This is a genomic window from Pseudomonas sp. Marseille-QA0892, assembly GCF_054950135.1.
In genome coordinates this window covers 1,649,712-1,673,260 of the sequence record NZ_CM143104.1, presented here as the reverse complement: position 1 = coordinate 1,673,260, position 23,549 = coordinate 1,649,712, and the positions used below count along the sequence as shown (strand labels likewise).

The window sequence follows — 23,549 nt, the reverse complement described above, 5'->3', positions numbered from 1 at the left end:
TGTGTCGCTGACCCCGTTTCGCTCATGCGAAACGATGGGCCAATGGCATTGTTCGTTCAGCCGCCCAGCCAGCCCGCCGGCACAAGCAATAGGTCAGGGAAGGCGATGAGCAGACCGATAATGAGGAGCTCCGCGATGAGAAAGGGCATGACGCCCTTGATCAAGGCGACGAGGTCGATTCGCGCGACGCCAGCAACCACGTTCAGCACGAGCCCAACCGGAGGCGTTATCAGGCCGATGGCACACGTCATGACGAACAGCACACCGAAGTAGATCGGGTCGATCCCGGCCTCCACTGCCACCGGCAGCATCACCGGAGCGAGGATCAGGATGATTGGCGACATATCCATGGCCATGCCGATCAGCACGATGAGCACGACGATCAGCAGCATGAGCAACCGAGGGCTGTCCATGAGCGGCTCCATCAGCGCAATCACCTCGCCCGGAAGGTCTGCCACGGTAATGACCCACGCGGCAACCATGGCCGACGCCACCAGGAACATCACCATTGCCGTGGTCGTGACGGCCCTCAGCAGCACGTCATAGAGGTCGCTGATGCGCAGTTCGCGGTAGATGAAGAGCGAGACGCAGAGCGCGTAGACCGCTGCGATAACCCCCGCTTCCGTCGGGGTGAAAACGCCAGCCTTCAGCCCGACAAGAATGATGACTGGCAGGATGAGCGCCCAGATTCCATCTACAAGCGCTTTCAAAACCTCACGCTTCGACGCACGGGGCGTTGTCTGGATCGTCTCGCGGCGGGAAACCAGGTACCAGGCGAAGCACAGCGATACGCCCATGAAAAGGCCGGGCACGATGCCTGCGAGAAAGAGCTTCGTGATCGAGACGTTGCCAGCGACGCCGAACAGGATCAGTCCAATCGATGGCGGAATCACCGGCGCGATGATGCCGGCTGACGCTACCAGCCCGCCCGCGGTGGCACGGTCATGGCCGACCTTGACCATCATCGGTACCAACAGCGCGGCAAGCGCCGCAGCGTCTGCCGCAGCCGAACCAGAAAGACTGGCGAGCAGGCAGGCCGCGAGGATGGTCACGTACCCCAGCCCACCCTTGATGTGGCCAACCAGCGCGACAGCCAAATTCACGATGCGCTTCGACAGGCCACCGGCGTTCATGAGTTCGCCTGCCAGCATAAAGAACGGGACTGCCATGAGCGGAAAGCTGTCGGCGCCGTTAATCAGGTTCTGGGCGATGATCTGGGCGTCGAAGAGATCGAGGTAATACATCATGGCGATCCCGCACAGGATCAGCGAGAACGCGATGGGTACGCCAATGGCCATGGTGCCGATCAGCGAGCAAACGAATATGGCGATGATGGCCATGGCCTCACTCCGTTGTTCTTGTTATCAGGAAAATCAGAGATGCGTTTCGAGGTCGCGCGACGGTTCTTTGATGTCTTTGCGCACCAACAGACGGGCGATTTCGTACAGGCTTATAAGCGCCGCGGAAGCGCCAAACACCACACCTGATCCGTAGAACCATCCCATCGAGAAACCGGTGACGGGCGAAGGAAAGTTCAGGTTGATCTGCATCTGCACCCAGCTTCCCTTCAGGAAAAGCAGTGAGCAAAAGAGGATCAGCAGCTGAGCGAGGATCAGGCAGATCCGCTCGCCGAGCCTGGGCAGACGGCTTATCAGCACATCCACGCCCATGTGGCCACGCTCGCGCAGCACCACGATACCGCCGAGGAAGGTGAGCCATATGAAGGCCCATCTGGAGAGCTCTTCGGAGACGGTGATGCCCTGGTTGAAGCCGTAACGCAGAACGACGTTGCCAAACACCAGCACGACCATGGTGACCAGGCACAGGACAGCAAGAAGCTTCAGTAGCGAGAAATACGCTTCGACGATTCGCTGCATCAGCCGAGCCTCCGAGTAATTGCGGGGGCCAAACGCTCGACGCCACTGAACAAGATAAGAGCTGCGGTTTTACTACGCGTAGTAACCATGCGGGATGACCTTTGCCTGTTGTTTTTGTGGACTGGCGGTCAGCGCCATTGAAATCGACCTTAGCACCGGCAGACATTGCATGCAATGTTCATTTTTGCCAAGATCACTCACCACGTCATAACAACAAAACCGAGAACAGCCGCCATGCAACTGATCACTTCGCATCAATCCGTTGTCGTCCTGAGCGACGACGACGCTGTCGCCGTCGCACGCCGGCCTATCGCCAAAGGCACCGAAATCCAGGAAATTGGCCTCGCCGCGCTCGAAGACATTCCCAGCGGGCACAAGGTCGCGCGGCGCGATATCGCTGCGGGCGCGCCGGTACTCAAATACGGACAAGTGATCGGCATAGCCAGCCGCGCGATTCGCGCCGGTGAACACGTTCATACGCACAATGTGGAAATGCCGGCCACGCACTCCAGTGATGCGTTGCCTCCACCGATACCCAGGACTCCCGTACTGCCGTCCGAGCAGCGCCGCCGCTTCATGGGCTACCGGCGCGCCGATGGCCGTGTCGGTACCCGCAATTTCATCGCGATCCTTTCGACTGTGAACTGTTCAGCCACTGTTTCCCGCGCCGTCGCTTCGCACTTCAAGGATTCCCCCCTGCTCCGCTCGCTGAACATCGATGGCGTAGTGGCCTTGACCCATGGTGGGGGCTGCGCCGTCAACACCGACTCTGAAGGGTTCAAGTTTCTTGAACGGAGCATTTGGGGGTATGCGCGCAACCCCAACATCGCAGGTGCGCTGATTATCGGGCTCGGCTGCGAGACCAATCAGATCTCGTCGCTGATGAAAAAGCATTCGCTGGAGGAGACCGATACGTTTCGCGTCTTCAACATCCAGAATGCCGGGGGTACGCGCAAAAGTATCGAGAAGGCGATCGATCAAGTGGAGGCCGTGGCCAAGGCGGTGGGACGCCTGGAACGCACTGAAGAGAGTGTCGAGCACATCATGCTGGGCTTGGAATGTGGCGGCTCAGACGGCTATTCCGGCATCACCGCTAACCCGGCGTTGGGTTATGCGGCGGACTTGCTGGTACGTAATGGCGGGACGGCGATCCTGAGCGAAACGCCAGAAATCTATGGTGCCGAACACTTGCTAATCCAGCGAGCCATCAGTCATGAAGTAGCAGAGAAGTTGCTCGACCGGCTGCGCTGGTGGGAGAACTACACCGCTATCAACGGTGCTGAACTCAACAACAATCCGTCGCCTGGAAACAAGGCAGGCGGCCTGACTACGATTCTGGAGAAGTCCTTGGGCGCGGCTGCCAAAGGCGGCTCTACTTCGCTGAACGCAGTCTATGAATACGGCGAGCCTATTACGGAAAAGGGCTTCGTCTTCATGGATAGTCCTGGGTATGACCCGGTTTCGGTCACGGGCCAGATTGCCTCGGGCGCAACCATCATCTGCTTTACGACAGGGCGAGGCTCGGTGTCCGGATTCAAGCCGGCTCCATGTATTAAACTGGCTACCAATAGTGAAATGTTCCTACGCCTTGAAGAAGACATGGACATCAATTGCGGAGGCATTGTCGAAGGGCGCGAAAGTATTGCGCAGGCGGGTGAACGGATATTTGAATCCATCATCCAGATAGCGTCTGGAGAGCTGTCCCGTAGTGAGAGCTATGACTACGGCGACAATGAGTTCGTGCCTTGGCCTGTAGGCGCAGTTACCTGAATTGATTTGAGTCTGACGGCGGCATAAGCGAATTTCCAATAACCGCCGTCAGTTTATTTCAACTTATATGGAATCACTCACTCAGTCCGCTCGAGAAAGGCAACTGGTTCTACGCGGTTATTCGTTTTGAATTGCATCATCCGGTGCCCCACCTTTCGTTCAGCAATTATCAAATGCTGTTCCATCGCCTCAGCGGCTTCATCTGGTCGCTTTCGCTGCAGACTCTCGAAAACTTCCAGATGCTCTTTGAAGAAAGGTTCATCCTCAGGGAAATAGCTCTTATCGAGGAGTATGTGCTTACCGGATAGCAGCAATGAGTGCGTACGTTGAAGGATGTCCAGCATTTGCCGGTTCGGGCAATAGCCCAGAGTACGTATATGCAGATCACTTTCCAGATCGTCAAACGCGCGGCTCTCCATATCCGGGTATTGCTCAACTGCCTGATGGAGCCTGGCTATGAAACGTTCCAGCTTTGCTACGGGCAGGTACTCAGCCGCGCGCTGGAGTACATAGGGCTCTATTCGGCGGCGGATCTCGTAAAGGTCCGCCAGCCGCCGTTCATCCCACTCCGGCAATACCCAACGCTGACGCTCGTCCCGATCCAGCAGCCCCATCAGCTGTAACCGAGTCAGTACTTGATTGGAGACCGTCCGGCTAATTCCAAAATGCCGGGAAAGCTCTAGTTCGTTGATCCGACTCGGACCGAAAAGCGAATGATGTAAAAGCGTCCGTTCAATATCGTCGTATACGCTTTCCCATGATTGCACTCTGGTAGGCCGGCCAGCATCTTCCAAAGCCTCGAAAGCACCTGCGTCCAGCTTGGAACGAAGTGGGCCCACCGAGCCATCGCCTACGAGATAACCCCGCCCGTCAAATGTACTGATCAGCCCTTGCTCATGAAGCCGGGCAAGCGCTTGCCGAACGGGCGACCGGCTAACTTCAAAAAGATCCGCTATGGCGCCTTCCAATAATAAAGTACCTGGCTTCAATCTTCCTTTCTTGATGCTTGATGCGATCAACTCTGATAATTGCCCATTAAGGTGTCGCTTGCTAGCGAAACCCGGCCCCTGAGTTCTAGACATCCGTATTCATTGCTCCAAAAGGAAGAATGTGAGGATGATAACTTAGCTGAGGACAGGCGGGCGTGACGTATGAAGAATTTGATGCATCGCAACCACTGCGCTGCTGCGAAGAAAGTGAGAAGCGCTCTAGCACAGTGCTCACCGGGCGTGCGGACTAAACTTTACAGACAACAACTTCTGTCATTATCAACAGCAGTGATGTCTTGTAGGTCAATGTCGCCGCTCCTTGCCTTGAAACGAGCGATGTGGGGCAATACCGACGGGCATACGCAATCGCTCTGCCTTAACTACGCAAAATCGCCGTCGATCAGCGGCCTGCCAGTTCATGTAGCGCCGCCAATAGCGTTTCCTTTGTCTGTACACCCGACAGCTTGCGATGGCCGATCATGAAGGTGGGCACCGCGCGGATACCGGCCGACTGTGCGCTTTCCAGCGCTTTGCGATGCTGGTCACGGTAGGTGCGGTTTTCTAGCGCGTTGCGAAATTCCGCGGCGTCCAGACCGATCTTGGTTGCGAGGTTGACCAGTACGTCAATCTGGCCAATGTCCTGGTCCTCCTGAAAGAAGGCTTTCAAAACGCGGTCGTTATAGGTATTTCCCAGGGCCCGCTCCCTTGCGAATTGGTACCCCTCCCACGCCAATGCCGTGTATGGCTGCGGCGACACGCTCGGCAGACGGAGCTCCACACCATACTGGGCGGCTACCGGATAGACCGATTGTGGCCAGACGCTCTGCAAATACTCGTCCTCGGGACGTAGCGTAGGCGTCGGGTACGGACGAAGCTCGAACGGCATCCATTGGATGTCGACGTCCAAGCCGGACGCTTCGACCGCTTCAAGTAGCGGCTTTTCGCCGATCATGCAGAACGGGCAGACAAAGTCCGACCATGCCTTGATGGTTATCGTCATGCGGCACTCCTATTGGATCGAATCGGAAACCATATCCATCTGAGGGATATTCGGGTCAAGGGTTCGCAAGGCCCGGATGTGACCAGAATCACTTCGACCCTTGATAATGCGCTACGAACGTCGATACGACTCAAGGTCGTGGCGCAGCGCTCAGACAGCGTTAAACTGTGCGCCTTTTTCGCCGCGACCCGATCCTTGCCATGTCTCTGCCGAAGCACCATCTGGAACTGCTCAGCCCCGCCCGTGACGTTGATATCGCCCGCGAGGCCATTCTGCATGGCGCTGACGCCGTGTACATCGGTGGGCCGAGCTTTGGCGCGCGGCATAATGCCTGTAATGAGGTCGCTGACATTGCGCGCCTCGTCGAGTTTGCGCACCGCTTTCATGTACGTGTTTTTGTCACGATCAACACAATCCTCCATGACGATGAGCTCGAGCCAGCCCGGACGCTGATTCATCAGCTGTACGACGCCGGAGTAGACGCTGTGATCGTCCAGGATCTCGGCATTCTCGATCTGGATATTCCCCCGATCGAACTGCACGCCAGCACGCAAACGGACATTCGCACACTCGAGCGCGCCCGGTTTCTCGACCAGGCCGGGTTCTCGCAACTGGTGCTCGCGCGTGAACTGAATCTACAGCAGATACGGGAAATCGCGGATCACACCGACGCCGCGATCGAGTTCTTCATTCACGGGGCTCTCTGCGTGGCCTTTTCCGGCCAGTGCAACATTTCTCATGCACAGACCGGGCGCAGTGCCAATCGCGGCGACTGCTCTCAGGCCTGCCGCCTGCCCTATACGCTCAAGGATGATCAGGGCCGCGTCGTCGCATTCGAAAAGCATTTGCTGTCGATGAAAGACAACAATCAGAGTGCGAACCTTCGTGCACTGGTCGAAGCCGGGGTGCGGTCGTTCAAGATCGAGGGCCGCTACAAGGACATGGGCTACGTAAAGAACATCACGGCCTATTACCGCCAGCAGCTGGATCGCATCCTCGAAGACCGCCCCGACCTGGCTCGCGCATCCAGTGGCAGCACGGCGCACTTCTTCGTACCTGACCCTGACAAGACGTTCCACCGCGGCAGCACCGACTATTTCGTCACTGACCGCAAGGTCGACATCGGGGCCTTCGACTCACCGACCTTTACCGGGCTCGCAGTCGGCCATGTCGAGAAAGTGAACCGCAAGGATCTGATCGCCGTGACAGAAACCCCGCTCTCGAACGGCGACGGGCTCAACGTGCTGGTCAAGCGGGAGGTCGTAGGCTTTCGGGCCAATATCGCCGAATTGAAAGGCGAGTTTGATGAGGACGGCGCCCCCCGCTGGCGCTACCGGATCGAGCCCAACGAAATGCCTGAAGCGCTACATCGCGTGCGCCCGAACCATACGCTGAACCGTAACCTCGATCACGATTGGCAGCAGGCACTGCTCAAGCCATCTGCAGAGCGCCGCGTAGGCGTTCGCTGGAACGTCGCGCTGAACGGGGAGCGCCTTGCACTCACCGCGTTGAGCGAGGAAGGCGTCAGTGTAGCGGTATCGCTCGACGGGCCCTTCGGCGTTGCCAATAAGCCCGACCAGGCGCGCGACCAGCTTCAGGATCTCCTGACACAGCTGGGCACCACTGACTATCACGCGACGTCCGTCGATATCGATGCACCAACTCTCTACTTCGTCCCGAATTCTCGTTTGAAGGCACTACGGCGGGAGGCGATCGAAGCGCTGACCGCAGCACGTATCGCGGCGCATCCTCGCGGATCGCGCAAGCCTGAAAGCACCCCGCCGCCAGTCTACCCCGAGGCGCATCTGTCCTTCCTGGCCAACGTCTACAACCATAAAGCCCGTGACTTCTATCACCGCCACGGTGTGCAGTTAATCGACGCTGCGTTCGAGGCGCACGAAGAAACGGGCGACGTGCCTGTGATGATCACCAAGCACTGCCTGCGCTTCTCGTTCAACCTGTGCCCGAAGCAGGCCAAGGGCGTAACGGGCGTGAAGACCAAAGTCGCGCCGATGCAGCTTGTGCATGGCGATGAAGTCCTGACGCTCAAGTTCGATTGCAAGCCTTGCGAGATGCACGTGGTGGGCAAGATCAAGGGCCATATTCTTGACCTTCCCCAACCCGGCAGTGCCGTGGCGCAAGTGGTCGGGCATATCTCGCCGGACGATCTCAAGGCCACCATCCGCAGCCGGCCAGGTCGGTAGCGCGGGCTGCGCGTAGAGCAGCTTACGTTGCGTGCAACCTATAGGCTCAACCCCTAACAGTGTTAAAGCCCCAACGCGAACCAATGCGCATGGCCAAAAACGAAGCGTTTTTCCACGACTGGAGCGGCTGTCCCTCCGGTCGCACGCCATCGTGATCATCTATTGTTGATTTTATAGCAACAATCATTTGCCCGTACCTGGCTTTTTCAGAAGCAGTGACGGCTTTACGCTGCGCCCCTGATTTAACGGAGGCCCGTATGCAAAAGATTCTGCTGCTCAATGGCGCGAAGACCTTCGCGCATTCGAATGGACGCTACAACCATACCCTGCATGACACAGCGCTCGCGTTCTTCGACCGCACGGGTTTCGAGGTGAAGACTACGCAGATCGACGAAGGCTATGACATTGCCGAGGAGGTCCAGAAGTTTCTCTGGGCTGATGCGGTGATCTATCAGATGCCGGGCTGGTGGATGGGAGCGCCATGGATCGTCAAGCGCTACGTCGACGAAGTGTTCACCGAAGGCCATGGCTCACTGTATGCAAGCGATGGTCGGACACGCTCCGATGCGTCCCAGCGTTACGGCAGCGGCGGCCTGATCCACGGAAAGCAGTACATGCTGTCGCTGACCTGGAACGCGCCTGACCAGGCCTTCACCGATCCGGACGATTTCTTCGAAGGCAAAGGTGTAGATGCGGTTTATTTCCCCTTCCACAAGGCTCACCAGTTCCTCGGGATGAGCGCGCTTCCAACGTTCCTGTGTACGGATGTCATGAAGGTGCCGAACATCGAACAGGACATCCAGCGCTACCAGGCGCACCTGGAAGCCGTCTTCGCACTCTGAGTTCACGGGCTCGTTTCCCCGGCACTCGAGTTTCCGAGTGCCGGCGTCCCGCCCGACCGTGCCGCCATCAGCCGGCACCAGCAATGCCTCCCCTTTTCCCGCGCTTCGCTTGATGGAAGTCATACTGGCGCCCCCCTTCGTCGCCATAATCGCAGCGTCTGTCCTCGGCGCGTCGCTGAATTGAAATCTTGTCCCGCCATGCTATGCGCCGTCCATCGACGCACTGCGAATATCCAGTCGGGCCCAGGCCCGTGCCGAACAAGAGCGAAACGGACTCTGGAGGGAAGATGATGAGATCGAACGATCTTCAGGCTGACGCCGGCTACGCCGAAATACCACTCTATCGTCGCCGCTGGTTCGTGCTGTGCACGCTGGCGCTCTGCTCACCCGCAACCATCCTGATTGCCATCACCGGCAGCATCTATGTAAAGCGAGATGGCGGCGTGTATCCGATGAGTGATGATGCCGCATGGTATGTGGTCCTGCTCGCGTTCATCCTTGCCGCACTGATGATTCTCGAAGCCTCTCGCCTATAACGCAACGCAGGATGCGATAGGCAGGGGCGCTGGGCCGGGTTAGGCTTCGCCCATTCCGTTTCCCGCGAGTGATCCATGATCGGCGTCTTTCCCTATTTGGCACGCTACCCCTCTGCCCACCTGCTCTTCGTTCAGCTTCTCGCCATCCTCGTTTACCCGTTCGTGGAGTCGCTGGAGCACGGGCGAGCGATCGTCGGGGCGTTCGGCATCATGGTGCTGGTCGCCGCGATTCGCCTGGTCAGAAGCAGCCCAAACACCCAGTGGATCGCGTTGATCCTGGCAGCCTTCGTGCTGGTATTGACCATCGCTGCTGAGTTCGTGTCCAGCGACATCCTGACGGCGACACTCCCGATCCTGAGCGCAGCCTTCTACTTCTACGCTGCCATTAGCCTGATCCGATACATGCTTGAAGACCTGCGTGCGACGACCGATGAATTGTTCGCCGTGGGTGCGACCTTCACGCTGCTCGCCTGGGCGTTCGCGCACACCTACGCCGCGTGCCAGGTGATCACGCCGCACAGTTTTACGGCAGGCATCAATCCCGAATCGGCCCGTACCTGGGTCGAGCTGCTATACCTGAGTTTCGCAGTGCTTTCTGGCGTCGGCCTGAGCGACATCTCCCCCTTGCAGCCCTTCGCACGTTCAGTCGTCATGCTCGAGCAATTCGCGGGCGTGATGTACATCGCCCTGGTGGTCACGCGCCTGGTTGCCCTAAGCGCTCGCCAGCGTTAGCCACCAGGCGCCGTCAGCACCCCTCGTCCCAATACGGCGTTTCGCCGACGTATTCGCGAAACGCATCCATGAATAGCGCTACTTTGGGCGATCGCAGACGGCTCGACGGAAATACGAAGTGGATGGCGGTACGGGTCGGCTCCGTACTCGCATCCCACTCGTCAAGTACCGGCTGCAGCGCCCCGCTGCAAAGTTCGCGGTGAACGACCCACGTTGGAAACATCATAAGCCCGCGGTGCGCCAGGCCTGCCGCCAGGAGCGCGTCGGCATCATTGCAGTGCAGATCTCCGTTGACGGAGACCGCCTGCCAATCCCGGGTGTGCCGCGCACGCAGGTACCAATACTGCAGCCCCCGCGTACCCCGATAGACCAGGCAATTATGTGCAGCAAGATCGGCGGGCGATCGGGGCACGCCGAATCGATCCAGATAATCAGGCGTTGCGCACACCTTGAAGTGCAATGGCGCCAGCTGCCGTGCGGCCAGGGTCGAATCGGCAAGTGTTCCCACGCGAAGGGTGACATCGGTGCCGCCTTGGATCGGGTCGATGAAAGCGTCAGACAGGACGAGATCGACCTTGAGCGCCGGGTATGTCGTCTGGAAGTCGGTGAGGAATGGAACGAAATGGCGTCGGCCGAATGCGACCGGGGCGTTGACGCGAAGCAGGCCAGAAATCCTACCCTGCTGGCTGGCGACGGTTTCTGCGGCCTGATCCAGCCGCCGGAGCGCCTCACGAACGTCTTCATGAAACAGGCGCCCGCTCTCAGTGAGGCTAACAGCACGGGTATGCCGGTACAACAAGCGCTGCCCGACCTCCTCTTCGAGCGCACCAATCTGCCGCGATACCGTAGAGACTGCGAGACGAAAATGTGTGGCAGCCGCCGTGAAACTGCCTGACTCAGCAATGTGATCGAACAACCGAAGCGCAATCAGCTCCAAGTTTCGGTCTCCGCAATAATGTTTTCCGAATATGCCGATTGTGACAACAAAGCCCCCTTTCTACGCTAGGGGTATCACTCGATATCTCTGGAGGCTCCATGCGTAAAGGCGTTGCACTCGTCGTCGGCGCTACCGGTATCACCGGAGGCAACCTGGCCAACTACCTCACCGCGACTGGTTGGTCCGTTTATGGATTGGCCCGTCGCCCTGCCGCGAACAGCACCTATATTCCGCTTGCTGCGGACCTGATGGATCCGGATTCACTGGGGCCGGCGCTCATGGGCTTGCCCATCACCCATGTGTTCTTCTGCACGTGGACACGTCGCTCCACCGAGCGGGAAAACGTGGAAGCCAATAGCGCAATGATGCAGAACCTGTTCGGCGCGCTAAGCGACGCTCCTCTCCAGCATGCAACACTGGTGACCGGCACCAAGCATTACCTGGGATCGTTCGAAAACTACGGCAGTGGCCGTGCGGAAACCCCGTTTCGCGAAAGCGAACCCCGCCAGCCCGGCGAAAACTTCTACTACAGCCTGGAAGACATCCTGTTCGATACGGCGCAGAAGCGCTCGATCACCTGGAGCGTCCATCGCCCGCATACGGTGATTGGCCATGCGCGCGGGAATGCCATGAATATCGGCGTGACCATTGGCGTGTATGCCTCGCTTTGCAAGGCGGCCGGGCAGCCCCTCGTATTTCCCGGCTCGACCACGCAATGGAATGCCTTGACGGACATGACCGACGCGACCCTGCTTGCCCGGCACATGGAGTGGGCGGCTACTGCGCCCGGTGCGCAGAACCAGGCGTTCAACACGGTCAATGGCGACACCTTCCGCTGGCGCTGGCTCTGGGGCGAAATCGCCGAGTATTTTGGTTTGGAAAACGGCGGCTGCCCGGATGAGCTATCGCCGCTGGAAGCACGAATGGGCGATGCTGCATCCCGCTGGGCTGAACTTGCCGAGGAGCACGGGCTGGTAGAGCCGGACATCGACAAGCTCGTGTCCTGGTGGCATACCGACGCGGATCTGGGGCGCACCGTCGAATGCGTGAACGATATGTCCAAGAGCCGCGATTTGGGCTTCATGGAATACCGTGAGACGCGCGCTGCGCTGCTCGACCTGTTTACCCGCTTGCGCGCGGATCGCATCCTGCCGACGTGATGCCGCGCTGGCCAGGGATGGCCGCCGTTGCAGCCAAGTTCGCACACTATCTTGGGGTTCCGAAGACCTGAGTCCAGTAGATGCCCGCCGTGCTGCGTGGATTGACAGCGTACGCCGCTCCCATTTCGGTGAACTCGGGGTTCATGATGTTGAAGCAATGTTCCCGGCTAGCCAACCATCCGGCGACCACCTGATCTACACTTCCCTGGCCGGCTGCAACGTTCTCGCCGACGAACTGCCAGCTATAACCGGCCCTGTCTGCACGCTCGCCTGCCAGCGAGCCGTCCGTGCCGGTGTGGCTGAAGACGTTGTGCTGCGCCATATCTTCGCTATGCATCAACGCAGCTTGTGCGAGCGAATCGCTCCATGCCAGCGCGGGTGCAGGATCAAAGCGCTGACTGCCGCATTGGGCACCGATTCGGCGAATGCGATTCACAGCCTCGAGCACATCGCGACCCGCGCCCTGCCAGTCCTTCATATTGGCGTCGAGCAATGGCCGCGCGAGCACGACTTGCCAGACCGCGCCCTGGCGCCAGACGCCGATCTCTGAAAACTGGGGATCGCGAATCACCTGACAGTACGCCTGACTCAACTGGTCAAGGACAGATCCGGTATGGCGAATACCACTAAGCCCAACGAGCTGGACACTGGCTGCCTGATAGCCCTGATCACGAAGCATCGCTTCAAGATCGCTTGCCGACTCGACCCGGCGAGCGCCCAAGCGAGGCTCGGGCGCGAGGACACTGGATGGGGGTAAACGAACGCCATCACACTCGCCTGCTTCCTGACGTAGCGCATTGATGCCATTGGCCAGTTGGACCGTCTGATCGTTGCCATAGGCGGTCCCACCGCATAGGGCAAGGGCGGCCAAGACGCATCTGAAATATGAGGTCATCGGTAGGTGTCGCATCCCTTCGGCTCCGTGGCGGGCAGTAGCCCAAGCCTACCCGTCGCGCCTCGAAAACGCATTGCCTGAATACGTCAGCCTGCAATGCGTAGCGAGTGCTGGTCGCTACAGCGGTAATGACGTAGGTCTATGGATTCAATGGCCGACTGGTGAATGAGCCGGTTCAACAGGTCTTCCGGCAACGTACGCACCGCAGGGCATCCTTGCGTTACGAAGAGGTCGAGCCGCCAGAGATAAGACGCTCCGGCAATGGGCCTGAAATGCAGGGAAACGCCCTGCACCGGGGCAAGTGTTTCGACGAGCTCGCCCACGAAACGCTCCAGCTGTGCACTCAGCGTGGGTCGCGCCTTGATAAGAAACTCGAAGCAGGTACGAGTGACGGGTCGGACAACCCCGCTGCGCTTCCGTACTCGTACCGATCCATTTCCCGTCTGGTCATGCGAGATGAGCTGCATCTGGTTAACCCCACTGGATTGTCATTCGATACGGAAAGGCTACGCGCTGGCGGCAGGCACCGTTATCCGATTCCTGCCATCGAATTGCACGATCCTGCAGAGACGTACAGTGCTCCTTCTGTATATAAACGAACCGTGGCTTTAGCGGGCAAAGGCGTAGCAGCGCCGCGCTGGGGCAATCAGTGCAGGATCAGGCAACCCTCCGACAGTAATTCACTAGCCAAGCGCGCTTGCCTGATCCATCTTGACGTATAGACCGAAGCACTCATCGAGGACATCCAGTGACCCTGCCTACCGACCTTGTCACACGCGTCGAAGCGCTGCGGCGCGAGCTGGCCGACTCGATCGCACGCAACACATCAAGCGATGGCAGCCATCAGACAGCCATTGGCCCCCTCAGCCTGTCGCGATGCGAGAGCCTCAGTCTGCCGATGCCGGCGATCTACCAGCCATGCCTGTGCCTGATTGTGCAGGGTCGCAAACAGGTCCTGCTGGGCGAGGAAATGTTCTACTACGACCCGCTCAACTACCTTGTCGCTTCGGTCACGCTGCCCGTATCTGGGCAAGTCATCGACGCGACACCGGATGAACCCTATCTGGGGCTCAAGCTGGACATCGACGCCGCGCTGATCGCGGACCTCATCCACACTTCGAGTCCCATCGGTGCTCCTGGCGCCACGCCAACGCGAGGTCTTTTCGTCGATCGTCTGGATGAGCCACTGCTGGATGCCGTGGTAAGGCTCGTGCGCCTTCTGGATTCACCACAGGACGCTGCAGTGCTTGCGCCCTTGGCAATTCGTGAAATTCTATATCGAGTGTTGCGGGGCCCGTACGGTGCGCTGCTACGGGACGTCGTCATCGCAGACAGCCAGACGCACCGCATCGGGCGCGCCATTGAATGGCTCAATGGCAACTTCCGCGAGCCTTTGAGCATCGAGGCCCTGGCCCGGCGCGTCAACCTGAGTCCATCGTCCTTGCACCACCGATTCAAGGCCCTGACGGCCATGAGCCCGTTGCAGTATCAAAAGCAGCTGCGCTTGCAGGAAGCCCGCCGCCTCATGATCGCAGAAGGTCTGGAGGCGGCAGCAGCCGGGTACCGTGTCGGTTATGAAAGCCCATCCCAATTCAGCCGGGAATACGCACGCCAGTTCGGCGCACCACCAGTCCGGGATGTTGCGCGCTGGCGCAACATCGCCTAAGTCGACTTAGGGCTGCGGGTCAGTCCTGCTTGACCCGCACCGGGCGCATGACACTGTAGGTCGTGAATATGCAAAGCAACAGCCCGGCGAACGCCAGCATCCCGCCAATAAGCCCGATATTCGCAATGCCCAGGTGTTCGCTCACCAGACTGCCCATCAACGCCCCGCCGCCGATACCGATGTTGAAGATCCCCGAGAAGAGGGCCATGGCCACATCGGTAGCGTCCGAGGCCAGGTTCAGTGTCCGCGACTGCATCGTCAGACCGAAGCACATCATGGCCGCGCTCCAGATGACAGCGAGTATGCTCAACCAGGCGAAATCGCCCGAAACCGGTAGCAGCGCCAGCAGGCAAAACGTCAGGACGCCGATTGCCGAAACCACGAACCCCCGCGGGAACCGACCGCTTAGCTGGCTGAAAAGAACCGAACCGATAACGCCGGCTCCACCGAACACAAGCAACAGCACAGTGATGCTGCTACCAGAAAGGCCCGCCATCGCTTTTGCAAACGGCTCGATATAGCTGTAGGCCGTGAAGTGAGCCGTGACGATGAGCGCGGTCAGTACGTAGGTTGTCACCAGCGCACGGCGCTTGAACAACACCGGCAGGCTTTTGAGCGAGCCCGAGTTCTGGCTCGGAAGGCGCGGCAACGTCTTCATCAGGCACAGTACGGTCAGGCCGGCCACCACGGCAATGACCGTGAACGTTGTCCGCCAGCCCAGGATCTCACCGATGGCTCGGCCGATCGGAATGCCCATCACCATGGCCAGTGCACTGCCCGTCGAAAGCAGCCCCAGCGCTTGCGTCTGCTTACCGAGAGGCGCTACACGGACGGCAAGCGACGCGGTAATTGCCCAGAACACAGCGTGTGCCAAGGCGATACCGATGCGGCTTATGACTAACACCGTGAAGTTCCACGCCATCCCGGACAGGATATGGCTGGCGATGAACACGACGAAAACGATGAACAAGAGCGTGCGTCGGTCGAAGTTACGCGTGAGCAGCATCATCGGCAACGATGCCAGCGCGACGATCCACGCATAGATCGTGAGCATGAGGCCCACCTGCGAAGGCGACATCGCGAAACTCACACCGATGTCAGTGAGCATCGCCACTGGAACGAACTCGGTCGTGTTGAAGATGAACGCGGCGAACGCCAGCGCTATCACGCTGAGCCAACGGCCTTCGCGCGCTTCCGGATGCGTATTCATGGGCAAATCTCTTGAGCAGGTGTGTATCGAACGCAATGAATCGGCTTACCGGGTGAATTGAGACTCACCGGCAAACGAAACGGAGGCAGACGCAATTTGTCGTCTGGAATGGCGACGCACACTCGTATTGGATTTGCGGGTTGCCTGTTACCCCACCAGCACCAACGGACGAAACCCAGCAACGCACGCAGCCGGGTTTCGTGACGGTAGTAGTGGGCAATCAGACCGAGCGGTCGTGAATGGCGCGGATTCTACGCGCGCCGAGACAGCGCTCACAATAGATCCAAAAAATTGAAGTTCAGAGGAGTGACGGGCGGTTCCTTGCGCTGCGAATTACCGGTTCCACTGCGAAGCGCAGCTCGGTACACCTATGCGCTAAAAGCAGGTACATGACCCATGCTCAGGGTTGAAGTACAAATAGCTGACGCAACTCGCTTGCTGAAACAGCAGATGCTGACAAACCCCTGCCGGGGAGGCAATTTGCCGGCAGGGCGCGCCAGGATCGACCGTCCAGACACAAAAAAGCCCGGGCACAGCCCGGGCCTTCTTTCGCAATCGCAGGTTGCTTAAGCGCGATCGACGCCCTTCTTCACGGCGTCCTTGGCATCGCCCTTGACCTGCTGCGCCTTACCCTTGACTTGCTGAGCGTCACCTTCGCCTTCGAGACGATGGTTGTCGGTAGCACGGCCGATACCCTCTTTGGCCTTGCCGGCAGCTTCGTTCGCTTTGCCTTTGATGTTGTCGGTTGTGCTGCTCATGAAACACCTCACGTCTTTATCGGGTTCATAGTTTCGAGCGCAGACGTGGGCAGATAGTTTTGAAAACCCGACGAACGCTTCGCTTACCGCCAAAGCGTTCATCCCAGGCGAGTTCCGATCAGCTTAGAGCGCGACGCACAGCAGGAAGACGCCGAGCGCCAGTCGGTAGATCACGAAAGGCAGCATGCCGATCTTGTCCAGAGCGGTCAGGAACAGCTTGATGCACAGGTATGCCGATACGAACGACAGCACGATGCCCCAGAACATGTCCCCCCAATGTGCATCGGCACCGCTCGCGGCCAGGTCAATTGCCTTCAGCCCCCCTGCAGCAAGAATCAGCGGGATGGAGAGCAGGAAGGAGAACCGTGCCGCACCCTGACGATTGAAACCCAGCAGCAGTGCGGCCGTCATTGTGATACCTGAGCGTGATGTGCCGGGGATCAGCGCCAACATCTGAGCCAATCCAATAAGCAGGCCCTGAGTCCAGGTCATTCGCTCCATTGGAACACTACGGCTTCCCTTGGCATCGGCGTACCACAGCAAAAAGCCGAACAGAATCGTCGTGGTGGCGATGACAAGCATTGAGCGGGTGTACTCCTCGATCAGGTGCTCGAAGAACAACCCGGCGAGCCCGGCAGGGATGGTTGCCAAAATAATGAGCCAACCCAGGCGAGCCTCGGGACTGGATTTACGTTGAAAGACCTGGCGAAGCCAACCCTGACTGACCGCCATAACTTCATGACGGAACGCGAGGATCACGGCACCCAACGTACCGACATGGACAGCAACATCGAAGGCTTGACCCTGATCATCCCAGCCCAGCAGCTGAGACGGCAGGATGAGGTGAGCGGAGGACGAAATGGGCAGGAATTCCGTGATGCCCTGAATGATGGATAAAACGAGGATTTGCAACCAATCCATATGACGGATATCTCCAGACCGAGGTTTAAAGCTGGCGTTATGACCGGGCCACCTTACTTTTTATCCGCGACAGTTCGACGAAAGCTCGGAAATAGACAGGTTTCATTCAGTTACATATTTGCTGCCCGCGGTTTCACCTTGCACTTAGCACCTTCAGAACATTTGCCCGTGCTCATGGCAGCCCTAGCTCGGCGTACCCATCCACGACGTGATCGTCGTTTGTAGCGAATTAAATATTTCACTACAAACGTATTGACGGCGATTTAGACAAAGGCGATTCTTGGGCCGTAACGCAATGCCGATTGCCGCAAAACGGCGGTACGGCGTAGTGGAACGGCGACGTGCCGAGCCGATTTGTAGCGTAGAAATCACACCGCTACCCAAGTAGTCAGATGGTCGCAGCCTGCATGACCTGCAGCCTGCGCTGCGCTGGCTCCGGATCTTACGTGGTTTTTTCGTTCACTTTCGACATCGACCGAGGTAGAGCATGAATCTCAAGCAAACGCCGCGCCCTGAGGAGCTAAAGCGCCTGTTCGCAAGCCTGAGGGACAAGAACGATCATCATGTGCTGTGGGTATGTGAGACCGGTCAGGTCCATATCGACAAAGTCCAGCCGGGCGTGGATGCGCAAGCATTCGCCCAGCAGCGCCCCAGCATGCGCCTTCGCCTCAAGACCTACCATCGTGGTGCAGGTTACGTTGGCCCCAAGGCCGCGGCGGATGAGCAGTTCATCAGCAAGGTATATGACTGCCTGTTGGAGCACTGGCCGATCGCGCAACGTCGCAGTCACGTCGCCTACCTGGATCGATACTGCTGATTGCTCCAGAGCCCGCCCGCTTGGCGGGCTCTCCGTTCGATCTGTCAGCCCTCCTCCGATTCAACCCTCTCTGCGCGCCCGGTTGCGCCGGGCATTGGCGCCGCACAGAATGCGAGGCCATTCAACAGTCCGCCGCTACCATGATCGAATTACGTGGCATCGAAACCTTCTACTGGATCGCCACGCTAGGCAGCTTCCGTGCGGCGTCGGACAAGATGCACACCAGCCAGCCAGCCGTATCGCAGCGCATCGCCCAGCTCGAGAATGGGCTTGGCGTTCGCCTCTTCGACCGAGACAAACGTGGCCTCAAGCTGACCGCCAAGGGCCAAGCGCTACTGGCCCATGCCGAACGCATGGTGCAGATGAAGCACGACATGCTCCTGATCGCCAGAGCCCAGAACGCCGTGAGCGGAAGGCTCGGCATCGGTGTAGCGGAAACCATCGTGCAGACCTGGTTGCCCGCGCTGCTTGAGCGACTCAGCTACACGTTCCCAGATCTGGTACTGGAAATCGAAGTCGAAACGACGCCCATCCTGCGATCCCACTTGCTGAACCGGCAGATCGATCTCGCATTCCTCATGGGCCCCCTGAATGAACCCAACGTAGAGAACCTTTCACTGTGTCGGTACCCGCTGGCGTGGGTGGCCAGCCCGCAACTGGACCTGGGACCCGAACCCATTCCGCTCGAACACATCGCGCGATGGCCGGTGATCACGTATCCATCCAGCAGTAGACCTTATCAGGTCGTTCGCGACATGCTGGTCCAGCACGGCGTCAAAACGCCCCGAATGTATGGGTCTGCGTCCTTGAGCATGGTCGTGAGAATGGCCATGGACGCCGTCGGCGTCAGTGTTATTGCGCCGGGTTTCCTGGACAAGGAGCTGGCGGAAGGCCGGCTTCGCATCGTCGAGGTTGAGTCAGCGCCCCTGCCCGATCTTGCGTTCACCGCCAGCTGGATAAATGGAACCGACAGCTACGCCGCCGCCGAGATTGCCAGGCTCGCCGTCCAGATTGCAGAAAGCCACGGCCACGGCGCCGCCTAGCGCATCAGAGCATCGTTCCGCCAGTGACGCGTGAACCAGCTGTCCATTCTGACGCGCAATCGACCCGTGCGAGCGCCTGCGACTGCGCCTGCGTGCGGGGCTGTCAGTCCACCACCAGGCAAGTTCCATGTGAGGTCCTTTCAAGGGAAGCTGATTCGGATTGCTTATCAGCTGTCATCCGAACATCCGAATAGACAGCCCTCTTCCTTCGGCATGAAATGCAGGCAAGCTCAACGCCCAGGAACGCACATGCATAGCCCATCCAGTGTGGCTGTACGTCACCAAGCGCGAAAACAATTACTCACGGGCCCCACCGCCAATCTGGCGCCCGGTCATGTACAGGCCAATCTCGCCATCCTGCCGAAGGCATTGGCGGCAGACTTCACGTTGTTCTGCCTGCGCAATCCGAAATCGTGCCCACTCGTAGGCGTCTCCGAACCCGGGGAAACCGCTATCGAGGCGCTTGGCGCCGATCTGGACATCCGCACCGATGTGCCTCGTTACCGTGTGTGGCGACATGGCGAGCTTGTAGACGAAGTCACCGACATCAGCCCTTATTGGCGAGACGACCTGGTGACCTTCGCCATCGGCTGTTCATTCTCGTTCGAAGAAGCTCTCGTCGCCGACGGCATAGACGTCCGCCACATCAGCCAGGGACGCAACGTGCCGATGTACCGCACGAACATCCCCACCCAACGTGCAGGCGTCTTTGCCGGGCCAACGGTCGTATCAATGCGCCCGATGAGGGCAGCGGAGGCCATTCGTGCCATTCAGATTACGTCGCGGTTTCCTGCGGTCCATGGCGCACCGCTTCACCTGGGTGATCCTCGCCTCATTGGCATAGACGATCTCGATCGCCCGGACTACGGCGACCCTGTGGAAATCCGCGAGGGGGAGCTCCCTGTTTTCTGGGGCTGTGGCGTCACGCCGCAATCTGTCATCGCCGCCGCCAGACCGGAGTTCAGCATCACGCATGCGCCGGGCCACATGCTGGTCACGGACCAGCTCAACAGCAACCTGGCCGTACTGTAGGGAGATTGCATGCGGCACATGCCGCGCTGATTCGTTTGAATCCACCGAGGCGGCCCCCGACGCTCGAGTGGTGATTGCCGCATCCAGGAAACGCGGGTTCCTGGCTGCCTCCTACATCCCGCACCGTTAGAGGATCGGTAACCATGAAAAAAATAGCCGTCACACTCTTCGGCACTCTGCTCGCCGCCAGCACGCAAGCACAGGAATTGCCGAAAACGCAGCTTCAAGTCGTCGGGGGCCTTAGTAATCTCACTGCGTTCACGGATTACGAAAAGCCGTTCTGGACCAACACCATTCCAGAACGCTCCAATAACCAGGTTACAGCCCAGATCAAGGGCTTCAACGAGATGGGCCTCAAGGGGCCCGAGTTGCTGCGCCTGATGACTCAGGGGGTCGTGCCATTCGGTACGGCGACCCTGTCCTACTTTGCGAGCGACAACCCGATCAATGAAGCTATCGATTTAGCTGGGCTCGCACCGGACCGCGACTCGTCTCGGAAGGTGACCGAAGCGTTTGAACCGATCTATGCCAAGCATTACGCCACCACGGGCAATATCAAGGTGCTGGGCATTTCCACCTACCCGGCACAGGTCCTGTTCTGCAACGCGCCGGTCAATAGCCTGGCCGACCTGAAAGGCAAAAAGGTTCGCACCAGCAGTCGTACCCAGGCGGAGTTCATCGAAGCGGTTGGTGGTTCAAGCGTGACGATGGCGTTCGGCGAAGTGGTGCCCGCGCTGCAAAACAAGGTTGTCGATTGCGCCATCACGGGCTCGCTGTCTGGCTATTCAGCGAAGTGGTACGAGGTTTCGACGCACCTGTTTGCGCTGCCTATCAACTGGAACCAGCAGATCCACGCCGTTAACCAGAAGACATGGAGCGCGCTCGACCCGAAGGTGCAGACCTTCCTTCAGGAGAACATCTCCGAGCTGGTCGATCAGATTTGGGACGCGGCTGCCGAGCAGACGCAACAGGGCTACGACTGCAATACCGGCGCTGACGCTTGCCCGAATTCTGTCAAAGGCAAGATGACGCTGGTGCAGCCCAGTGACGCGGACATGAAGCGACTCGCTGACATTCGCCAGAGCGTGATCGACAAGTGGGCGGCCCGCTGTTCGGCGCAATGTGTGACTGACTTCAACGACACCGTCGGTAAGGTGCTGGGCGTCACTGCCCACAAGTGACACCCGCCGTCGAGGGCCGGTTCGGCCCTCGGTTCCGCTTTGCCCAGGCCGGAGATCCGACCATGAATTCCCAGAGTATTACCTTGCTTGCAAGGTTGCTTACGGCTGCGCGCGCCCTCTCACGTGCCGCTGTGTGGCTGGCAGGCACTCTGACGCTCGCCAGCGTTCTTCTCATCACCTACGACGTCGTTGTACGCCGCGCTTTTGGCGTTACAGTCGGCGGCGCTGATGAACTCTCATCCTATGCCTTCGCCATTAGCACAACGTGGGCACTCGCCTTCACAGTGCTCGAACGCGCGAATGTGCGTGTCGACGTTGTCTATCAGTACCTTCCGGTGCGCGTGAGCGCCTTGCTCGACCTGCTTTCGCTGGTCGCGCTGGCGGTGTTCGCGGTGTACCTCACCTATTACGCATATGACGTCGCGATGACGTCGTGGTCGCAGAACTCCGCGGCCAACACACCACTGGCCACGCCACTATGGATTCCGCAGACGCTATGGGTCGCAGGTTTCGCGTGGTTCGCCGTTGTCCTTGCGCTGATGCTGATACGTGCGAGCACCGCGCTCGTCACGGGCGATATCGAGACCTTGAAGGCCCTGTGTGGCATTCGATCAGCCCAGGAAGAAGCTGACGAGGAAGCCGCCACGGGTGCGCGCCTCGTGAACGGAGGGCGCCAGGCATGATCACCGTTGCCCTTATCCTGTTGCTGGCGCTGATTGCATTGAGCATCCCTGTCGCTGCAGCGCTCGGATTGCTCGGCCTCATACTTGACCCGCTCTACTCCTTCCTGCCGCTCACGCGGGCCATGGGCGAGCTGGCCTGGAACTCCAACAACGAGTTCCTGCTGGTGGCCATTCCCCTGTTCATCATGCTCGGCGAGATCCTGTTGCGCGCGGGCTTCGCCGAGCGGATGTACGCATCAATGAGCCAGTGGTTGTCATGGTTGCCGGGCGGCCTGATGCACGCGAATATCGGCGCCTCGACCCTGTTTTCGGCCACGTCCGGCTCCAGCGTTGCCACGGCGGCCACCGTCGGTACCGTCGCCCTGCCCCAGATCAAGCGATTCGGTTACAACGAACCGCTTTTCCTGGGCAGCATCGCCGCAGGCGGCACGCTTGGCATCCTTCTACCGCCCTCGATCAACCTTGTCCTGTATGGCGTACTGACCAACTCGTCCGTACCCCAGCTGTATCTGGCCGGTATCGTGCCGGGCCTGCTACTCGCCGGGTTATTCATGCTGGTCATCGTCGTAGCCTGTGTGCTCAAACCCTCCTGGGGCGGGCACCGCGTCACGGCCAGTTGGCGCGACCGGGTCACCGGGCTTGTCCATCTGCTTCCGCCACTGGGCATCTTTCTTCTGGTCGTAGGCTCGATCTACGCGGGCCTCGCAACACCGACCGAAGCGGCTGCGCTGGGCGTCGTCGGCGCGCTCATCCTGGCGGCGTTCTTTCGCCGGCTGAGCGTTGCGATGATGAAGGAAGTGATCGAGAACTCCATGCGCGCCAGCGCAATGATCATGCTGATCGTGATCGCCGCTGCCTTCCTGAACTTCATCATGTCGTCCACCGGGCTAACGACCCTGCTTACGGACACAATCGTCGGCCTTGGTTTGTCGCCATGGATGATGCTGTTGATGATCGTCATTTTCTACGTCGTCCTCGGCTGCTTCATGGAAACCCTGTCGATGATGATCACGACGATCCCGATCGTCGCGCCAATCATGATTGCCATGGGCTTCGATCCGATCTGGCTGGGCATCGTGATCATCGTGCTGGTGGAGACCGCACTGATCACCCCGCCCGTGGGATTGAACCTGTTCGTCGTGCAGAGCCTGCGCAAAAGCGGCTCCATGCAGGCCGTGATCATCGGCAGCCTGCCGTTCGTACTCTGCCTTTTCGCCATGGTCGGCCTGCTTGCGCTCTTCCCCCAGATCGCCTTGTGGCTTCCTTCCCTTTTCCAGTCATGACCCGCGCGTGACG

23 protein-coding genes are annotated in these 23,549 nt (G+C 59.1%); 13 read left to right on the top strand and 10 right to left on the bottom strand.

Features of this window, described 5'->3' with window-relative positions; translation table 11 throughout:
• Window positions 1-56 precede the first annotated feature (56 nt).
• Together ACY8D3_RS07735 and ACY8D3_RS07730 are read right to left on the bottom strand one after the other, a co-directional pair.
• The gene (locus tag ACY8D3_RS07735) at window positions 57-1,340 is read right to left on the bottom strand and encodes a TRAP transporter large permease subunit (RefSeq protein WP_462383074.1); all 1,284 of its coding nucleotides are present in this window, start codon (window positions 1,338-1,340) and stop codon (window positions 57-59) included.
• A 33-nt stretch (window positions 1,341-1,373) separates the two neighbouring features.
• Window positions 1,374-1,877: a TRAP transporter small permease gene (locus tag ACY8D3_RS07730; RefSeq protein WP_462383072.1), complete on the bottom strand. Its 504-nt coding sequence runs from the start codon at window positions 1,875-1,877 to the stop codon at window positions 1,374-1,376.
• Between the two features lie 234 nt (window positions 1,878-2,111).
• On the opposite strand from ACY8D3_RS07730, the gene ACY8D3_RS07725 reads away from it, so the two are divergent.
• Window positions 2,112-3,647: a UxaA family hydrolase gene (locus ACY8D3_RS07725; RefSeq protein ID WP_462383070.1), complete on the top strand. Its 1,536-nt coding sequence runs from the start codon at window positions 2,112-2,114 to the stop codon at window positions 3,645-3,647.
• A gap of 77 nt (window positions 3,648-3,724) precedes the next feature.
• On the opposite strand, the gene ACY8D3_RS07720 is transcribed toward ACY8D3_RS07725, so the two are convergent.
• Both ACY8D3_RS07720 and ACY8D3_RS07715 read right to left on the bottom strand, forming a co-directional pair.
• Complete coding sequence (locus ACY8D3_RS07720) at window positions 3,725-4,636, bottom strand: GntR family transcriptional regulator (protein ID WP_462383068.1); 912 nt, start codon at window positions 4,634-4,636, stop codon at window positions 3,725-3,727.
• Between the two features lie 400 nt (window positions 4,637-5,036).
• Window positions 5,037-5,636 (bottom strand): DsbA family oxidoreductase, encoded by a 600-nt coding sequence (locus ACY8D3_RS07715; protein ID WP_462383066.1) that lies wholly within the window; start codon window positions 5,634-5,636, stop codon window positions 5,037-5,039.
• A gap of 200 nt (window positions 5,637-5,836) precedes the next feature.
• Here ACY8D3_RS07715 and ACY8D3_RS07710 point away from each other — a divergent pair, with 200 nt between their 5' ends.
• From ACY8D3_RS07710 to ACY8D3_RS07695, 4 genes are all read left to right on the top strand, one after another.
• Window positions 5,837-7,840, top strand: a complete 2,004-nt coding sequence (locus ACY8D3_RS07710; protein ID WP_462383064.1) for a peptidase U32 family protein — start codon at window positions 5,837-5,839, stop codon at window positions 7,838-7,840.
• A 257-nt stretch (window positions 7,841-8,097) separates the two neighbouring features.
• Window positions 8,098-8,682: an NADPH:quinone oxidoreductase MdaB gene (gene mdaB / locus ACY8D3_RS07705; protein ID WP_462383062.1), complete on the top strand. Its 585-nt coding sequence runs from the start codon at window positions 8,098-8,100 to the stop codon at window positions 8,680-8,682.
• A gap of 287 nt (window positions 8,683-8,969) precedes the next feature.
• The gene (locus ACY8D3_RS07700; protein WP_462383060.1) at window positions 8,970-9,218 is read left to right on the top strand and encodes a hypothetical protein; all 249 of its coding nucleotides are present in this window, start codon (window positions 8,970-8,972) and stop codon (window positions 9,216-9,218) included.
• A 75-nt stretch (window positions 9,219-9,293) separates the two neighbouring features.
• Complete coding sequence (locus tag ACY8D3_RS07695; protein WP_462383058.1) at window positions 9,294-9,950, top strand: ion channel; 657 nt, start codon at window positions 9,294-9,296, stop codon at window positions 9,948-9,950.
• Between the two features lie 13 nt (window positions 9,951-9,963).
• On the opposite strand, the gene ACY8D3_RS07690 is transcribed toward ACY8D3_RS07695, so the two are convergent.
• Window positions 9,964-10,887, bottom strand: coding sequence for a LysR family transcriptional regulator (locus tag ACY8D3_RS07690; RefSeq protein WP_462383056.1), 924 nt, complete (start codon window positions 10,885-10,887; stop codon window positions 9,964-9,966).
• A 98-nt stretch (window positions 10,888-10,985) separates the two neighbouring features.
• Here ACY8D3_RS07690 and ACY8D3_RS07685 point away from each other — a divergent pair, with 98 nt between their 5' ends.
• Complete coding sequence (locus tag ACY8D3_RS07685; protein WP_462383054.1) at window positions 10,986-12,047, top strand: SDR family oxidoreductase; 1,062 nt, start codon at window positions 10,986-10,988, stop codon at window positions 12,045-12,047.
• 46 nt (window positions 12,048-12,093) lie between these two features.
• Here the strand turns inward: ACY8D3_RS07685 and ACY8D3_RS07680 are convergent, their stop codons facing one another.
• A complete protein-coding gene (locus ACY8D3_RS07680; protein ID WP_462383052.1) occupies window positions 12,094-12,918 on the bottom strand; it encodes a CAP domain-containing protein in 825 nt (274 codons plus the stop codon).
• A gap of 110 nt (window positions 12,919-13,028) precedes the next feature.
• On the bottom strand, window positions 13,029-13,409 hold the full coding sequence (locus ACY8D3_RS07675; RefSeq protein WP_462383050.1) for a hypothetical protein: 381 nt from the start codon (window positions 13,407-13,409) through the stop codon (window positions 13,029-13,031).
• A 281-nt stretch (window positions 13,410-13,690) separates the two neighbouring features.
• On the opposite strand from ACY8D3_RS07675, the gene ACY8D3_RS07670 reads away from it, so the two are divergent.
• Complete coding sequence (locus ACY8D3_RS07670; protein ID WP_462383048.1) at window positions 13,691-14,608, top strand: AraC family transcriptional regulator; 918 nt, start codon at window positions 13,691-13,693, stop codon at window positions 14,606-14,608.
• A 19-nt stretch (window positions 14,609-14,627) separates the two neighbouring features.
• Here the strand turns inward: ACY8D3_RS07670 and ACY8D3_RS07665 are convergent, their stop codons facing one another.
• The 3 genes from ACY8D3_RS07665 to ACY8D3_RS07655 all read right to left on the bottom strand — a co-directional run bounded on the left by ACY8D3_RS07665 (window position 14,628) and on the right by ACY8D3_RS07655 (window position 17,497).
• Entirely contained in the window at window positions 14,628-15,818 is a 1,191-nt protein-coding gene (locus ACY8D3_RS07665; protein ID WP_462383046.1) for a sugar transporter, read from the bottom strand.
• 566 nt (window positions 15,819-16,384) lie between these two features.
• Window positions 16,385-16,576 (bottom strand): CsbD family protein, encoded by a 192-nt coding sequence (locus ACY8D3_RS07660; RefSeq protein WP_462383044.1) that lies wholly within the window; start codon window positions 16,574-16,576, stop codon window positions 16,385-16,387.
• Between the two features lie 123 nt (window positions 16,577-16,699).
• A complete protein-coding gene (locus ACY8D3_RS07655) occupies window positions 16,700-17,497 on the bottom strand; it encodes an undecaprenyl-diphosphate phosphatase (protein WP_462383043.1) in 798 nt (265 codons plus the stop codon).
• A 487-nt stretch (window positions 17,498-17,984) separates the two neighbouring features.
• Between ACY8D3_RS07655 and ACY8D3_RS07650 the strand changes: the two genes are divergently transcribed.
• The 6 genes from ACY8D3_RS07650 (at window position 17,985) to ACY8D3_RS07625 (ending at window position 23,536) form a co-directional block, all read left to right on the top strand.
• A complete protein-coding gene (locus ACY8D3_RS07650) occupies window positions 17,985-18,314 on the top strand; it encodes a hypothetical protein (protein WP_462383042.1) in 330 nt (109 codons plus the stop codon).
• Between the two features lie 140 nt (window positions 18,315-18,454).
• Window positions 18,455-19,357: a LysR family transcriptional regulator gene (locus ACY8D3_RS07645; protein WP_462383041.1), complete on the top strand. Its 903-nt coding sequence runs from the start codon at window positions 18,455-18,457 to the stop codon at window positions 19,355-19,357.
• Between the two features lie 249 nt (window positions 19,358-19,606).
• Window positions 19,607-20,389, top strand: coding sequence for a putative hydro-lyase (locus ACY8D3_RS07640; RefSeq protein ID WP_462383040.1), 783 nt, complete (start codon window positions 19,607-19,609; stop codon window positions 20,387-20,389).
• 143 nt (window positions 20,390-20,532) lie between these two features.
• Window positions 20,533-21,570: a TRAP transporter substrate-binding protein gene (locus tag ACY8D3_RS07635; RefSeq protein ID WP_462383039.1), complete on the top strand. Its 1,038-nt coding sequence runs from the start codon at window positions 20,533-20,535 to the stop codon at window positions 21,568-21,570.
• A 62-nt stretch (window positions 21,571-21,632) separates the two neighbouring features.
• Entirely contained in the window at window positions 21,633-22,253 is a 621-nt protein-coding gene (locus tag ACY8D3_RS07630; RefSeq protein ID WP_462383038.1) for a TRAP transporter small permease subunit, read from the top strand.
• The gene (locus ACY8D3_RS07625) at window positions 22,250-23,536 is read left to right on the top strand and encodes a TRAP transporter large permease (protein ID WP_462383037.1); all 1,287 of its coding nucleotides are present in this window, start codon (window positions 22,250-22,252) and stop codon (window positions 23,534-23,536) included. Before ACY8D3_RS07630 ends, ACY8D3_RS07625 begins: the two co-directional genes overlap by 4 nt.
• Window positions 23,537-23,549: the final 13 nt, after the last annotated feature.

Excerpts from the sequence above, each read along its gene's own strand:
- ACY8D3_RS07710 (WP_462383064.1), top strand. The coding sequence starts at position 5,837 with ATGTCTCTGCCGAAGCACCATCTGGAACTGCTCAGCCCCGCCCGTGAC.
- ACY8D3_RS07730 (WP_462383072.1), bottom strand. The coding sequence starts at position 1,877 with ATGCAGCGAATCGTCGAAGCGTATTTCTCGCTACTGAAGCTTCTTGCT.
- mdaB (WP_462383062.1), top strand. The coding sequence starts at position 8,098 with ATGCAAAAGATTCTGCTGCTCAATGGCGCGAAGACCTTCGCGCATTCG.
- ACY8D3_RS07695 (WP_462383058.1), top strand. The coding sequence starts at position 9,294 with ATGATCGGCGTCTTTCCCTATTTGGCACGCTACCCCTCTGCCCACCTG.
- ACY8D3_RS07675 (WP_462383050.1), bottom strand. The coding sequence starts at position 13,409 with ATGCAGCTCATCTCGCATGACCAGACGGGAAATGGATCGGTACGAGTA.
- ACY8D3_RS07655 (WP_462383043.1), bottom strand. The coding sequence starts at position 17,497 with ATGGATTGGTTGCAAATCCTCGTTTTATCCATCATTCAGGGCATCACG.
- ACY8D3_RS07700 (WP_462383060.1), top strand. The coding sequence starts at position 8,970 with ATGATGAGATCGAACGATCTTCAGGCTGACGCCGGCTACGCCGAAATA.
- ACY8D3_RS07625 (WP_462383037.1), top strand. The coding sequence starts at position 22,250 with ATGATCACCGTTGCCCTTATCCTGTTGCTGGCGCTGATTGCATTGAGC.
- ACY8D3_RS07725 (WP_462383070.1), top strand. The coding sequence starts at position 2,112 with ATGCAACTGATCACTTCGCATCAATCCGTTGTCGTCCTGAGCGACGAC.
- ACY8D3_RS07635 (WP_462383039.1), top strand. The coding sequence starts at position 20,533 with ATGAAAAAAATAGCCGTCACACTCTTCGGCACTCTGCTCGCCGCCAGC.
- ACY8D3_RS07660 (WP_462383044.1), bottom strand. The coding sequence starts at position 16,576 with ATGAGCAGCACAACCGACAACATCAAAGGCAAAGCGAACGAAGCTGCC.
- ACY8D3_RS07645 (WP_462383041.1), top strand. The coding sequence starts at position 18,455 with ATGATCGAATTACGTGGCATCGAAACCTTCTACTGGATCGCCACGCTA.
- ACY8D3_RS07715 (WP_462383066.1), bottom strand. The coding sequence starts at position 5,636 with ATGACGATAACCATCAAGGCATGGTCGGACTTTGTCTGCCCGTTCTGC.
- ACY8D3_RS07665 (WP_462383046.1), bottom strand. The coding sequence starts at position 15,818 with ATGAATACGCATCCGGAAGCGCGCGAAGGCCGTTGGCTCAGCGTGATA.
- ACY8D3_RS07630 (WP_462383038.1), top strand. The coding sequence starts at position 21,633 with ATGAATTCCCAGAGTATTACCTTGCTTGCAAGGTTGCTTACGGCTGCG.
- ACY8D3_RS07735 (WP_462383074.1), bottom strand. The coding sequence starts at position 1,340 with ATGGCCATCATCGCCATATTCGTTTGCTCGCTGATCGGCACCATGGCC.
- ACY8D3_RS07640 (WP_462383040.1), top strand. The coding sequence starts at position 19,607 with ATGCATAGCCCATCCAGTGTGGCTGTACGTCACCAAGCGCGAAAACAA.
- ACY8D3_RS07650 (WP_462383042.1), top strand. The coding sequence starts at position 17,985 with ATGAATCTCAAGCAAACGCCGCGCCCTGAGGAGCTAAAGCGCCTGTTC.
- ACY8D3_RS07685 (WP_462383054.1), top strand. The coding sequence starts at position 10,986 with ATGCGTAAAGGCGTTGCACTCGTCGTCGGCGCTACCGGTATCACCGGA.